The organism is Mycoplana ramosa, assembly GCF_041930185.1.
In the GTDB taxonomy this organism is placed as follows: domain Bacteria; phylum Pseudomonadota; class Alphaproteobacteria; order Rhizobiales; family Rhizobiaceae; genus Mycoplana; species Mycoplana ramosa.
In genome coordinates, this window is the sequence record NZ_JBHEEW010000007.1 from 48,666 (window position 1) to 60,969 (window position 12,304).

Consider the following 12,304-nt stretch of genomic DNA (forward strand, 5'->3'; position numbering starts at 1 on the left):
AGCCGGAAGGCGGCGCGCCGTCAGTGCCGGCGCAATCGGGCGATGGCGGCGCGCTCGATGGCCGCGCAGGTGAGCTTGTCGAGACCGAGCCGGTCACGCAGCATCTGCAGCAGGCGGATTTCCTCGTTGCGGATGCGCTGGTCGGCGGCCGCGATCTCCACGGCGACGGCATAGGCCGTGTCGGCGAAGCGAGCGGGTATGCGCTCGCGAATGACCTCGAGCGTGACGTCAAGACCCTCCGGGGCCGCAAGCAGGACCGTGCATTCGCGGGCGGCGTGCAGGATTTTCGCATCGTCGTACCCGTCGAAAACGGGCAGGGAACGCGCCAGGCGGCCGATACGGGCCAGTTCGGCATCGGTCATCGCATTGTCCACAGCCGACATGATCACCATCACTTGGACGAGGGCTTCCTGCAGGTCGTTACGTTCGGTCATGAGGTTCTTTCACGGTTGCTGGCTATCGCTCATCGGGTTTTCAGGACTGGTGGTGTCTTGCGACTTGGTTTTGCGGCGGCGCGGGTCGGGACTGAACAGCCCGAGGCCTGCCCGCCGTGCGGTTTCGGCGCTAGCGGTGAGCGGCGAGCCAGGCTGGGCTTCGGCCCAGCCGTTCTCCACCAGCCACTGCGAAAGATCCTTGCCCGCGAGCGTGCAGCGGGCAATGGCCGTGCCGCTCCAGTCTGCCGCTGGCACCTCGCAGTCGATCGTTCGGCCGCGCACGAGATTGGCAAACGCCGTGCGCGCCATCCGCCCGCATGGCCATCCCTCACCGGATGTGTCGGTGCATTGGCGATTGACGGAGACCGGAACGATCCGGTCGAGTTCCAGAACCTTGCCGCCAAAGCTGAAGCGGCCGGCGGCGAGCACGATCGGACGCGCCAGCGCCACCGGTGCGGCCGCCGGTGGCGGCGAGGCGGCCGGAGACCTGTTTGCCTGATCGGGCTGCAACTCGGCTGGGCCTGCCGCCGGCGCCGCTTGCGCGGCGCTGTCGGCTCGCTCCGTCGTGCCGGCTGGTGTCGCACCTCCCGCCGGCTCGGGCATGGGAATATCGTCCTCGCCCGCCGGTCCGCCCACCGATCCGCCCACCGATCCGATGGTGCTGGCGTCCGGCACCTCCAGGGTGAACTGCGCACCGCCGGCGGCTTCGCGGTCGCGGATCTGGGCGGCGCCGAGGGCAATAATCAACGCCGCCGCGCCGATGCAGGCAAGGCCCCCGGCAAACGCCTGGCCTTGAGACTTTGCCGCAAACCACGTCACGGAAACCTCCGCATCACTGGCTGGCCCAGATGATCCGGGCGATCCACTCGATGTCCCGGATATCGAACGACCGATTGGGGTGCTCCGGATTGAGCGACAACAGTTCGATCGCGCGCGGGGTCTGCCTGTGCAGGACCTTTGCCATCACCTCGCCCTCCCGGGTCTTGACCACGACGCGATCGCCCCGGCGCACCTGCGCGCCCGGCTCGACGATCAGCACATCGCCGTCACGATAGAGCGGCATCATGCTGTCACCCTGGACTTCGAGGGCATAGACGCCTGGCTTGCGCTCCGGCGAGGCGGGAAAATCGACGACATCCCAGCCCTGACCGGCGGGAAATCCGCCATCGTCGAAGAAGCCGCCGGCGCCGGCCTGAGCGAAACCGAGCAGCGGAATAGAGCCCGACTGGGGCGGAAAGGTGCCCTGGGGCAGATTGGCGGTGCGGTTGTAGCCTACGGTTTCGAGGCCGATGAATTCATCGATCGTAGCCCCCGTCGCATCCAGAACCTTGGCGATCGATTCCGTCGAGGGCCAGCGCAGCCGCCCGTCCGTGCCCAGCCGTTTGGACTTGTTGAAAGATGTCGGATCAAGCCCGGCGCGCCGGGCAAGCCCCGACGGCGAAAGCCGGTGGCGTTCGGCCAGGGCATCGATTGCCGCCCAGATCCTTTCGTGGGAAAACATTGTTGTTCGTCCTGCTCAGCGGCGCAGGTGGACCCGCACCGGTTGAGGCCGAGCATAGCGAAATGGCCGTCTCTAGTAAAGAAAAAAAAGGAAAATAATCCTCACGGTCCGGCGACCGTCCTGCGCCGGGCCGCGACGCTCTCGCGCCAGATGGTGAAGATGCCCGCGCCGACCACCACGGCCGATCCGACGACCAGATTCGGCGTCAGCCGCTCATCGAACAGGGTCACGCCCATGAGGCCGGCAAAGACCAGCTGCAGATAGGTCAGCGGCTGGACGGCGGTCGCATCGAGCAGATCATAGGCGCGGATCAGGAAATAGTGGCTGGCCATGCCGGTGATGCACAGCAGCGCCATCCAGCCCCAGTCGACCGCAGCAAGCCCTGTCCAGTAGAACGGACCGATGAACGAGAGGGTGATGGCGCCGACGGTCCCGATATAGAAGAAGCTGGTCGTGGCCGAATCGTCGCGGCTGACGAGCCGGGTGGCGATGACATAGAGCGAGAAGACCGCGGCCGCGGCCAGCGGGACCAGCAGCATCGGGTCGATGCCATCCCGACTCGGCTCGAGAATGACGAGCACGCCGACGAGCCCGAGAAGGATGGCCGTCCAGCGGCGCCAGCCGACCTTCTCGCCCAGCAGCGGCACGGAGAGCAGGGCGACGAACAGCGGCGTTGCGGAAAAGATCGCCTGCGAATGCGCCAGTCCCACCATGGCCAACGACGTGATGACGATGACGATCTGTCCTGCCAGCATGACGCCGCGCAGGATCTGCAGGACCGGCCGCCTGGTCGCTGCCGCCGCCCGCAGCCCGCCCTTGGAGCGCGCGGCCATCAGGACGGCAAAGGCGCCGAAGGCCCAGAAGCGGATCATCGCGATGAAGGCGGGCGGGTAGAGACCGCCGAGATGCTTGGAGATGCCGTCCTGTATGGCGAAGATGACGACCGCCAGAAGGGTGAAGATGTAGCCGCTGCGTTTCATATCCATGGCCCCGCCATATACCGCGGCCGCCCGGAATGCACCTGCTATAAGCTCCTTCAGGGAAAACGGAGGCAACCGCCGGGCAACGGGACGCTTCCGGCGCAAGATGAGGAAAGCAGCCCAGGAGATCGCGATGGGCTAATTCTGGCCTCTTTCGCAGCGCCGCCGCCGGCGCTATCAGTGGAGCGGGCGCAATCGGTCTCGCGCCCGGAGTCCCACCCGTGCAAAAGCGCATCCTTTCCGGCATCCTGCTGACGAGCTTTTCCTATTTCCTGTTTTCGGTGCAGGACGCCTCGGTCAAGTGGCTCGTGGCAGCCCTTCCCGTCTGGCAAGTCCTGTTCGTGCGCAGTGTGACGATCTTTGCGATCTGCGCCGTGATCGGGCGGGGGCCGCTTCTGCGTCGCGCGTCGGTGTCGCCGATCCTGAAGCCGATGTTGGTGCGCAACCTGCTGCTGCTCGCCGCCTGGCTCTCCTACTACACGGCCGCGCGCGATCTCGGTCTGGCGGAACTGACGACGCTCTACTATGCCTCTCCGATCATCGTGACCGTGCTGGCTATACCTATCCTGGGCGAGGCTGTGCCGCTGAACCGCTGGGTGGCCGTGCTGACCGGGTTCCTCGGCGTGCTGATCGCCTGCGACGTGTTCGGCAAGGGGATGACCATCTCGCTTCCGGTTTATCTCGCTCTGCAGGCGGCGGTCTTCTGGGGGATCGGCACCATCCTGCTGCGCAAGACCGCGCTTCAGGAAACCACGCTGGTGCAGATGACGATCTCCAGCGGCTTCCTGATCCTGTTCACCGGACTGGTCGCCCCTTTCGTCTGGCTGCCGTTCAGCCTCTGGGACTTCGCATTGATGGCCGGTACCGGCATTCTCGCCGGCGTCGCCCAATATGCCTTGTTCGAGGGGATGCGGCGGGCGGAGGTGTCGCTGCTGGCGCCTTTCGAGTATTCCTCGCTGGTGTGGGGCTTCATCCTCGGCTTCCTGATCTGGAACGAGGTTCCGGCCCGCAATGTCTTCATCGGCGCGGTGCTGATCTTTTCCGCCGGCATGATCATCATCGCCGCGGAGCGCTTTTCACGCCAGCCAACCGAAACGCGGACGTAGCGTTGTCCGACGGCCCGATGCCGGCTGGCGGCCGAACGGCGTCGGCGAACCAGCCGGCGTCGGAGCCGGTCATTGCAGCTTGCCGTCGCCGCTCCTGTCTGCCGCGGCGAAGTCGGCCATCACCCGGTTCATGAACTCGGTCTGAGTGATGCCGCCATTGGAATTGGCGTCAGTGGCGGCGAACTGGTCGGCGGTCAGGACACCCGTGACCTCCGAAATCACCAGCACCCCGTCCTTGTTCTTGTCCAGGTTGGCGAAGGCCGATTTCATGAAGACCTGATATTCCGAGCGCTGCACCACTCCATCCCTGTTGGTGTCGAGCTGGTCCTTCTGACCCTGGTGGATTTGCGCCGTTTGCGCCTGGGCAACGGCGAACACACCCTGGCACGCCACGAGGGCGACTGCGAAAACCGCGAGCCTCATGCGCGCCTCACCTGTATCTGCAGGTCAGGAGATTGCCGAGCACTCCGCCAACGCCGATACCGCCACCGATGGCGGCAATCTGCCCGGTTCCGGCGCCGATGGTCGCGCCGGCAAGGCCGCCGACGATCGCTCCGCCAACGGTTCCGGCGACGCAGGCAAACTCGGTATTGCGATCGATGACGCTCTGCGAAACCGGCTGCGATTGGCAAGCCGACAGAGCGAATGCGGCAACGACGAGAATGGTAGCCGTACGTTTCTTCATCATACCCTCCAAGTCCTTCTCTTCGCTTTTCACGGAATCGCCAGTCGGGCCGAAATGGAATAACGAGATTGTCGCAGCTTGGATGACCCTTGGCGGCTGATCGTCGATTGCATGCATCCAGCCGAAGGTGGCCGTCAGCACAATGCAATTCATGAGCGCGGGCCAAGCGGCATCCGCAACTCGGGGGTTCGATCCACGCCGTCGGTGTGGACGTCAGCATCCTACAATCGACGCGAAGTGATGGCAACTCGACTGCGATCAGGATCTATTACAGGCGTTCACACCGCCGGCCTCCGTCGCCTCTTCGCGCTGCGGACCGGCCTGTCCCGAGGCAAGCCGCGCCTGCCGCGGGACACTCCCCTCGCCAGGGCCTGCCTGGAGAGGGGTGCCGATCAGAAGATGTTCGCAACCGAATGGCCAAGCGCCATGGCGCCGGCATACTGGGCCTGCGCACCCGGCTGCAGCGGGTGGTAACGGGCGCCCTGGATATCGCGGAACCGGCGTTCAAGCCCGAGCGACCGGTAGAACGCGCTGCCCCCGGCCAGTTCCATCGCCAGTTCTACGGCAGCGATCGCGTGTTTCGCCACAAGCGAGCGGCCGATCATGATCTCGTTGACGCTTTCCGGAGACGGCGTGTTGCGCTCGACGGTCTCGACCATCCAGCGATGGGCCATCTGCGCTGCCCGGAGCGAAGTCTCCATCCGCCCGGCAAGATCGAGCACGGTGGCACTGGGGTGCCGCTTGCGTGCCGTCTCCAGCGCAATGTCGCGCGCGCTCTCGGCAACGCCGAGATAGACCGCATAGATCAGCGGAAAGGCCGTGGTGGCGATAATCTGGAACAGCGGATGCCACTCGCCGGCGCGTCGCGTCAACGATATCCCCGCATCGGGAACGAAGAGGTTGTCGATGACGACGTCGTTCGAGCCGGTTCCGCGCATTCCAAGCGCGCGCCAGGTCTCGACGACGCTGACCTCCGGTGCCGTCATGGGTGCCGCGAAATGGACGACGGCGTCCGGTCCCTCTGCCGTTTCGACGACCGCGCCGGTCATCAGCAGATCGCCGGCAGCGGCGCCGGAGGTAAAGACCTTGCGCGCCGTGATCCGGTATCCGCCCTCGACCTTGGTCGCCTTGCCCGAGCCGCCGATCCAGTCGGAGCCGCCGCTGGAAAGCAGGATCAGCTTCTCGCCGGCGACCCGCCGCAGCAGCGGCTCGACGGCCGCAACCTGCTGGTATCTCCAGCGCCAGGCCGGGATCGCCACCTGGTGGGTGTGCATCGAAAAGGCCAGCGCCGTCGAAGAGCAGGCATGAGCCATCACCCGCAGCATCTCGGCCAGTTGGCGGACCTCGGCGCCGCCGCCGCCCAATTCGCGCGGCACGCCGGCTTCGACGAGGCCGGACCGCTTCAGCAGGTCATAGTTTTCCGCGACGAACAGGTCGCCTTCGTCGGACCGGGCCGCACGCTCGGCCAGGACCGGCGCCAGCGCCATCGCAATTTCGACCGGATCCACGGCCGTTTCCAGTCGCTTGTCCGTGTCTTTCGGGGGTGTGTTTGCCATTGTATTCATGGGATCCTCCTTCGGGACCATGGCAGGCTCCTCCCATCCAAGGTTTTCGTCCAGTTCACGAACTGTACCAACCGTTGGCCGCGGGCGGCATTTTGCACTATGATCTCGGCGGAACTCTGCCGCCCGGTGATGAACATGCAAGAACATGGAAGCTACGGCCAGTTCTGCCCCGTATCGATGGCCGCCGAGATACTCTGCACCCGCTGGACCGTGCTGATCCTGCGCGAGTTCCTCTGCGGCACGACGCGCTTCAACGACCTGCGCCGCGGCGTGCCGCGCATGTCGCCAGCGCTCCTTTCCAAGCGGCTGAAGGAGTTGGAACGCGCCGGCGTGATCGTCACGACGGCGGGCGAGAAGGGCGTGACCGAGTACCGCCTCTCGCCGTCCGGCCAAGACCTGCAGCCGATCATCATGGGCATGGGGCAGTGGGGGCAGCGGTGGGTGGATTCGCAGCTTTCGCTGAAGAATCTCGATCCGTCGCTGCTGATGTGGGACATGCGCCGCAATCTGAACCCGCAACCGCTGCCGAAACGCCGCTGCACGATACAGTTTCTGTATCCCGAACTGCCGCTGGCCCGGCAGAACTGGTGGCTTGTGGTGGACGAAGGGGCCGTCGACCTGTGCGGCTTCGATCCCGGCTTCGAGATCGACCTTCTGGTGACCAGTTCGTTGCGCAGCATGACGGCCATCTGGATGGGTCTTTCCGTCGTTCGCCGCGAGGTCGAGGCAGGCAACCTCGAGTTCGACGGCGACCCCGACATAGCCAGTGCCATGCAGCAATGGCTCGGGCTCAGCAAGTTTGCCCCGGAGCCGCGCCGGGTTTCCTGACATTTATGTGATCGCGGGGCGCGCGAAAAAGTCGCCCGCCACCTTAAACTCGGAAAAGCCAGACCTTATATCGCGCCGAGAGGCGCCTAGATGCGCGCGAACAAACAATGGGAAGGCTTGGCATGCAGCGTTTTGGACGAATTTTCGCGATGATCGGCGTCGCCATCATGGTGATGGTCACGGCGGTCGACGTGGCGGAGGCGCGCCGCGCGGGCGGAGGCGGTTTCGGCAGCCGCGGCACCCGCACGTTCTCCCCGCCGCCCGCGACGCGCACGGCACCGACGCAGACGGCCCCCATCGACCGGACCATGACGCAGAAGCCGGCGGGCCAGCAGACTCCCGGCGCCACCCAGCAGGCGACGGGCGCCAACCGGCCCGCGGCCCAGCGGCCGGGCATGTTCGGCGGTCTCGCCGGCGGATTGCTCGGCGGCCTGATGCTGGGCGGCCTGATCGGCATGCTGATGGGCAACGGCCTTGGCGGCGCCGCCGGCTTCCTCGGCCTGCTGCTGCAGGCGGGCCTGATCATCGGCGCGATCATGCTGGCCATGCGCTTCTTCGGCCGCGGCAGCCAGCCCGCCCTCGGTGGGGCAGGGGCCCCGGCGCCGCGGGCATCGGAAACCGGATCGACCGGCTCCGGCATGCCGTCCTTCTCGATTCCTCGCATCGGCAGTGGACTGGGCGCCGGTCTGGGTGCCGGTCTGGGCGGTGGTCTGGGCGGTTCGGGCGGTCGGCCGGCCGCTTCGCAACAGGCAGACGAGATCGGCGTGCGCCAGGAAGACCTGGAGCAGTTCGAGAGGATGCTGAAGGATGTCCAGGCTGCCTATGGCGCGGAGGACTATGCGACGCTGCGCAAGCTGACGACGCCTGAGGCCATGTCCTGGCTCGCCGAGGAGCTGAGCGACAACGCCACCAGCGGCGTGAAGAACGAGGTGCGCGACGTCCACCTCGTTCAGGGTGACGTGGCGGAATCCTGGCGCGAGGACGACGGCACGGAGTATGCCACCGTCGCGATGCGCTACGAAAGCATCGACGTCATGCGCGATCGCGCCACCGGCAAGCTCGTCAGCGGCGATCCGGACAACCTGACGGAGTCCGTCGAGGTCTGGACGTTCCAGCGCAAGCCGCGCGGCGACTGGCAGGTCTCGGCCATCCAGGGCACCGAGGCGGCGTAGAACAACGCACGGATATTTTAGCGAATGTGAAGGGGCGCAGCGGTGTTGCGCTCCTTTTCGTTGTTGCGGGGGTGCCACGAGCGGGATAGGCATGCCGTCATGATGAACATCCATTTCCGCAGGGCGGTATCGCAGGATCTTGCCGCCATCGTTGCGCTTCTTGCCGACGATCCGTTGGGCGCGCAACGCGAGATGTCCGGCGAGACGGCGAGCCCCGTCTATGAGGTGGCCCTCGCCGCGATAAACGCAGACCCGAACCAGTTCCTCGCCGTCGCCGTCGATGGCGAGGACGTTGTCGGCACCCTGCAACTCACCTTCATACCCGGCCTGTCGCGCGGCGGTGCCTGGCGCGGGCAGATCGAGGCGGTGCGCGTCGCAAGCGGCCGGCGCGGGGAGGGGCTGGGTCACCGCATGTTCGAATGGGCGATTGCGCAATGTCGCGCCCGCGGCTGCCGGCTGGTGCAACTGACGACGGACAAGAGCCGTCCCGACGCGCATCGCTTCTACGAAGACCTCGGTTTCGTCGCCAGCCATGTCGGCTACAAGCTTACGCTGTGAACGTTGCAGGGGAAGGCCGTCCATAAGCAGGGGACAGAACGTCGTCACGCATCTGCGCGCTTGCCCTGACGTCGTTTCTGCCTTCAAAGGAACGACAGACGTGCGGCTGATTTGTTGTCGGTGCGCCTTCGGTTTGCAAACAGGACCCGGAGTATCCAATGTCGTTCAAGACCTTCGTCGCAGCCGCGCTTCTGCTGTTGACCGTTTCCGGATGCGCCACCAGCGCTGCCAACAACACGGACTACGCCCGCCCGCCGGAATCCGGCGGCGGCATTCGCATCCCCATCAACTGAGTTGGCTATCCTCGGCATTGGAGATCGTCTCGATCCGGCGAAAGCGGATCCTTGCGGGCCGCCGTTGGTTGCCGTAGATTGACCCTTGCCCCGCACGGCTTTGTCAGGTTTGCGGCGCGTGAGTTGATCGCGCGCCGAGAAGCAGGCGTTCGGGGATTTTACTCCCCTGCAATGGATTGATCGAAGCACACTTCCTTGGGAGGGGTCGATGGTTCGCGCCACGCAGATGCTGACTGTTCTCATGCTCACCCTCGTTCCGGCGTCGGCGCTCGGCCAGAGCGCACAGCCGGCGCCGCCACATGTGCCCTTGCAGAAAACGATCGGCCAGGCGAAGCCCGATATCGTGCCGTCGCTGATCGTGCTGAATTCGGACGGCGCCAGCCTTTCGGGTGACACGCTCACGCTGACCGGCATTTCGACGAACGCCATCATATTCGCCGACCGTCCGGTGCGCTCAGCCGGCCACGCTCTGACGGAGCACCTTCTCGAGGAATGGGCGCAAGGCAGCGACAGTTTCGCCAAGGATCCGCCGAATGCGACGGTTTCGGCCTTCAGCAAGGACGGCAAAACGATCCGGGATGCCGTCGTCGTGCTCAAGTCGCCCAAGCGCGAGGGCGACCGGCTGGACTTCGCCGTGGAGGTCCTCGAAGGGAGCCTCGACGGTGCCGACGGTCCGGCATCGGTCTTCATCGACATCATCGGGCTGCCGAGAACGCCGGCGTCGTTTGCCGGCGTCGCGCGTCGGACCGCCTATCGCGGTGCCTGGTACGCAGGGGCAGCGGAGGCCGGGGCTTACGCGGCCGCCCCGTATCGCCCCTACGCACCGCCCTGCGGCTACTACCCCTATCCGCCCTGCTATTAAGCTGGAGATCCGTGGGCAGCTGCGCTGTGATCCGGAAACGAAACAAGGTCGGGTGCCGGGCGTCCCGTCCTTGTGCGCGTAATTGGATAGCGGGCAGCGACGACGTTCGCCTATGCCGCCGCGTTCTTTCCATAGGGATCGAAGCGGCCGTAGAATGTCTCGCCCTTGGCGGCCATGTCGAGCAGCAGCGGTGTCGGCTTGAAGTGATCGCCATATCTGGCGGCGAGCTGCTCGCATAGCGCGACGAAGGTCTTGACGCCCATTCCGTCGATGTAGGATAGCGTCCCGCCGGTGTAGGGAGCGAAGCCGAAGCCGAGGATCGAGCCGACATCGGCCTCGCGCGGGTCGGTGACGATGCCCTCCTCGATGGTACGGGCGGCCTCCAGCGCGATCGTCACGAGCAGCCGCTGCTTCAGCACCTTGACGTCGACGTCTTCCGGCTTCTGCTGCGGATAAAGATCCTTCAGCCCGGCCCACAGACGCTTCTTTGCCGGTTTCGGCGGGTAGTCGTAAAAGCCCTTGGCGCTCTTGCGCCCCAGGCGGCCGTCCTCGACAAGCCTGGTGACCAGTTCCATGTGGCGCGGGTCGACCGACTGCGGACCGAGATCGGCGATCGCCGCCTTGAAGATCTTGTAGGAAAGGTCGACGGCAACCTCGTCATTGAGCGACAGCGGTCCGACCGGCATGCCGGCCATCTTCGCGGCGTTCTCGATCATCGCCGCCGGCACACCCTCGATCAGCATGTCGTAGGCCTCACCGATATAGCGGAAGACGCAGCGGTTGACGTAGAAGCCGCGCGTGTCGTTGACGACGATCGGCGTCTTCTTGATCGCGGCCACGTAGTCGAGAGCGACGGCCAGCGCCCTGTCGCCCGTCTCCTTGCCGAGGATCACCTCGGTCAGCATCATTTTTTCGACCGGTGAGAAGAAGTGGATGCCGATGACCTGGTCCGGGCGCCTGGAGTTCTTCGCAAGCCCGGTGATCGGCAGGGTCGAGGTGTTGGAGGCGTAGATCGAGCCTTCGGGCAGCACCGCCTCGACCCTCTCGGTGACCGCCTTCTTCACCTCGCGGTCCTCGAACACCGCCTCGATCACGAGGTCGGCATCGGAAAGCGTGGCATAGTCCGGTGTCGGCGTGATCAGGGCGAGCAGTTTCTCGCCGTCCTCCTTGCTGATCCGGCCCTTGGCAACGCTGCCGGACACGAGACCTTCGCAGACCGACTTGCCCTTGTCGGCCGCTTCCTGGTCGCGGTCGATCAGCACGACCGGGATGCCGGCGGCGGCGGTGACGTAGCCGATCGAGGCGCCCATGAAGCCGGCGCCGACGATGCCGACCTTCCTGAACTCGGTCTTCGGCACGCCGGCCGGCCGGCGTGCGCCCTTGCCCAACTCCTGCATGGAGATGAACAGCGAGCGGATCATCGAGAAGGCCTCGGTGGTCTGCAGGATATGGGTGAAGTAGCGCTGCTCGACCTTCAGCGCCGTGTCGAACGGCAACTGCAGGCCCTCGTAGACGCATTTGAGGATCGCGAGCGCGGCCGGGTAGTTGCCGGCGCTCTCCCGCCGCAGGATGGCGGGCGCGGCCGGCCACAACTGGGCGGAGGCCGGCGTCCAGATGCCGCCGCCCGGCACCTTGAATCCCTTCTCGTCCCATGGGGCCAAGGGCTTGAGCCCGTCGAGGATCATCTTCCTGGCGGCCGGGATCAGGTCTTGGGGCGGAACCACCTGATGGACGAGGTTCATTGCCTTGGCGCGGGCGGCCGTCAGCGACGCGCCGGTGGTCATCATCTGCAGCGCGTCCTGGGTATTGGCGAGGCGCGGCACGCGCTGGGTGCCGCCGGCGCCCGGGAAGATGCCGACCTTGACCTCGGGCAGCGCGATCTTGACCGACTTCGCGTTCGAGGCGACGCGGCCGTGGCAGGCCAGAGACAATTCAAATGCGCCGCCCATGCAGGTGCCGTTGATCGCGGAGACCCAGGGCTTGCCGCAGGTCTCGAGCTTGCGGAAGAGCCCGCTCATGCGGCCGGTCAGCGCGAACAGTTTTTCGACCGCGTGGGTCGGATCCTTCGCCTTCTCCTCCTGCTGCAGCGTGAACAGCGCCTTGATCATCGAAAGATCGGCGCCGCCGGAGAACGAGGACTTGCCGGAGGTGATGACAACGCCCTTGACGGTGTCGTCTGCGGCCGTGCGGTCTATGATCGCGTCGAGTTCGTCCATCACCTCGACCGTGATGACGTTCATCGACTTGCCCGGCATGTCCCAGGTGACGAGCGCGATCCCATCGGCGTCGGTTTCGATCTTGAAGTTCTTGTAGGTCATTT

The 12,304-nt window shown here is 65.6% G+C and carries 14 protein-coding genes; 6 read left to right on the forward strand and 8 right to left on the reverse strand.

The features are described from left to right. Positions 1-20 precede the first annotated feature (20 nt). The 4 genes from JNC62_RS10580 to JNC62_RS10595 all read right to left on the reverse strand — a co-directional run bounded on the left by JNC62_RS10580 (position 21) and on the right by JNC62_RS10595 (position 2,921). Positions 21-434, reverse strand: coding sequence for a tellurite resistance TerB family protein (locus JNC62_RS10580; protein WP_374838525.1), 414 nt, complete (start codon positions 432-434; stop codon positions 21-23). 9 nt (positions 435-443) lie between these two features. Further along, the gene (locus tag JNC62_RS10585; RefSeq protein WP_374838527.1) at positions 444-1,253 is read right to left on the reverse strand and encodes a thermonuclease family protein; all 810 of its coding nucleotides are present in this window, start codon (positions 1,251-1,253) and stop codon (positions 444-446) included. A gap of 13 nt (positions 1,254-1,266) precedes the next feature. Further along, positions 1,267-1,935 carry a S24 family peptidase gene (locus JNC62_RS10590; protein WP_374838529.1) on the reverse strand — a complete coding sequence of 223 codons (669 nt, stop codon included), beginning with the start codon at positions 1,933-1,935 and terminating at the stop codon, positions 1,267-1,269. Between the two features lie 101 nt (positions 1,936-2,036). Then, positions 2,037-2,921 carry a DMT family transporter gene (locus tag JNC62_RS10595; RefSeq protein ID WP_374838530.1) on the reverse strand — a complete coding sequence of 295 codons (885 nt, stop codon included), beginning with the start codon at positions 2,919-2,921 and terminating at the stop codon, positions 2,037-2,039. A 215-nt stretch (positions 2,922-3,136) separates the two neighbouring features. On the opposite strand from JNC62_RS10595, the gene JNC62_RS10600 reads away from it, so the two are divergent. Continuing rightward, on the forward strand, positions 3,137-4,021 hold the full coding sequence (locus JNC62_RS10600; RefSeq protein ID WP_374838532.1) for a DMT family transporter: 885 nt from the start codon (positions 3,137-3,139) through the stop codon (positions 4,019-4,021). Positions 4,022-4,090: 69 nt separating this feature from the next. On the opposite strand, the gene JNC62_RS10605 is transcribed toward JNC62_RS10600, so the two are convergent. The 3 genes from JNC62_RS10605 to JNC62_RS10615 all read right to left on the reverse strand — a co-directional run bounded on the left by JNC62_RS10605 (position 4,091) and on the right by JNC62_RS10615 (position 6,262). Further along, entirely contained in the window at positions 4,091-4,444 is a 354-nt protein-coding gene (locus JNC62_RS10605; protein WP_374838534.1) for an EF-hand domain-containing protein, read from the reverse strand. 7 nt (positions 4,445-4,451) lie between these two features. Continuing rightward, positions 4,452-4,706: a hypothetical protein gene (locus tag JNC62_RS10610; protein ID WP_374838536.1), complete on the reverse strand. Its 255-nt coding sequence runs from the start codon at positions 4,704-4,706 to the stop codon at positions 4,452-4,454. Between the two features lie 392 nt (positions 4,707-5,098). Next, positions 5,099-6,262, reverse strand: a complete 1,164-nt coding sequence (locus JNC62_RS10615; RefSeq protein ID WP_374838923.1) for an acyl-CoA dehydrogenase family protein — start codon at positions 6,260-6,262, stop codon at positions 5,099-5,101. 144 nt (positions 6,263-6,406) lie between these two features. Between JNC62_RS10615 and JNC62_RS10620 the strand changes: the two genes are divergently transcribed. The 5 genes from JNC62_RS10620 (at position 6,407) to JNC62_RS10640 (ending at position 9,984) form a co-directional block, all read left to right on the forward strand. Next, entirely contained in the window at positions 6,407-7,099 is a 693-nt protein-coding gene (locus JNC62_RS10620) for a winged helix-turn-helix transcriptional regulator (RefSeq protein ID WP_374838538.1), read from the forward strand. Positions 7,100-7,221: 122 nt separating this feature from the next. Further along, positions 7,222-8,271, forward strand: coding sequence for a Tim44 domain-containing protein (locus JNC62_RS10625; protein ID WP_374838540.1), 1,050 nt, complete (start codon positions 7,222-7,224; stop codon positions 8,269-8,271). Between the two features lie 99 nt (positions 8,272-8,370). Then, on the forward strand, positions 8,371-8,829 hold the full coding sequence (locus tag JNC62_RS10630) for a GNAT family N-acetyltransferase (protein ID WP_374838542.1): 459 nt from the start codon (positions 8,371-8,373) through the stop codon (positions 8,827-8,829). A gap of 158 nt (positions 8,830-8,987) precedes the next feature. Next, positions 8,988-9,122, forward strand: a complete 135-nt coding sequence (locus JNC62_RS10635) for a hypothetical protein (RefSeq protein ID WP_374838544.1) — start codon at positions 8,988-8,990, stop codon at positions 9,120-9,122. Positions 9,123-9,330: 208 nt separating this feature from the next. Beyond that, positions 9,331-9,984 carry a hypothetical protein gene (locus JNC62_RS10640; protein WP_374838545.1) on the forward strand — a complete coding sequence of 218 codons (654 nt, stop codon included), beginning with the start codon at positions 9,331-9,333 and terminating at the stop codon, positions 9,982-9,984. Between the two features lie 110 nt (positions 9,985-10,094). Here JNC62_RS10640 and JNC62_RS10645 read toward each other — a convergent pair whose 3' ends face one another. Continuing rightward, positions 10,095-12,302, reverse strand: coding sequence for a 3-hydroxyacyl-CoA dehydrogenase NAD-binding domain-containing protein (locus JNC62_RS10645; protein WP_374838547.1), 2,208 nt, complete (start codon positions 12,300-12,302; stop codon positions 10,095-10,097). Positions 12,303-12,304 lie beyond the last annotated feature (2 nt).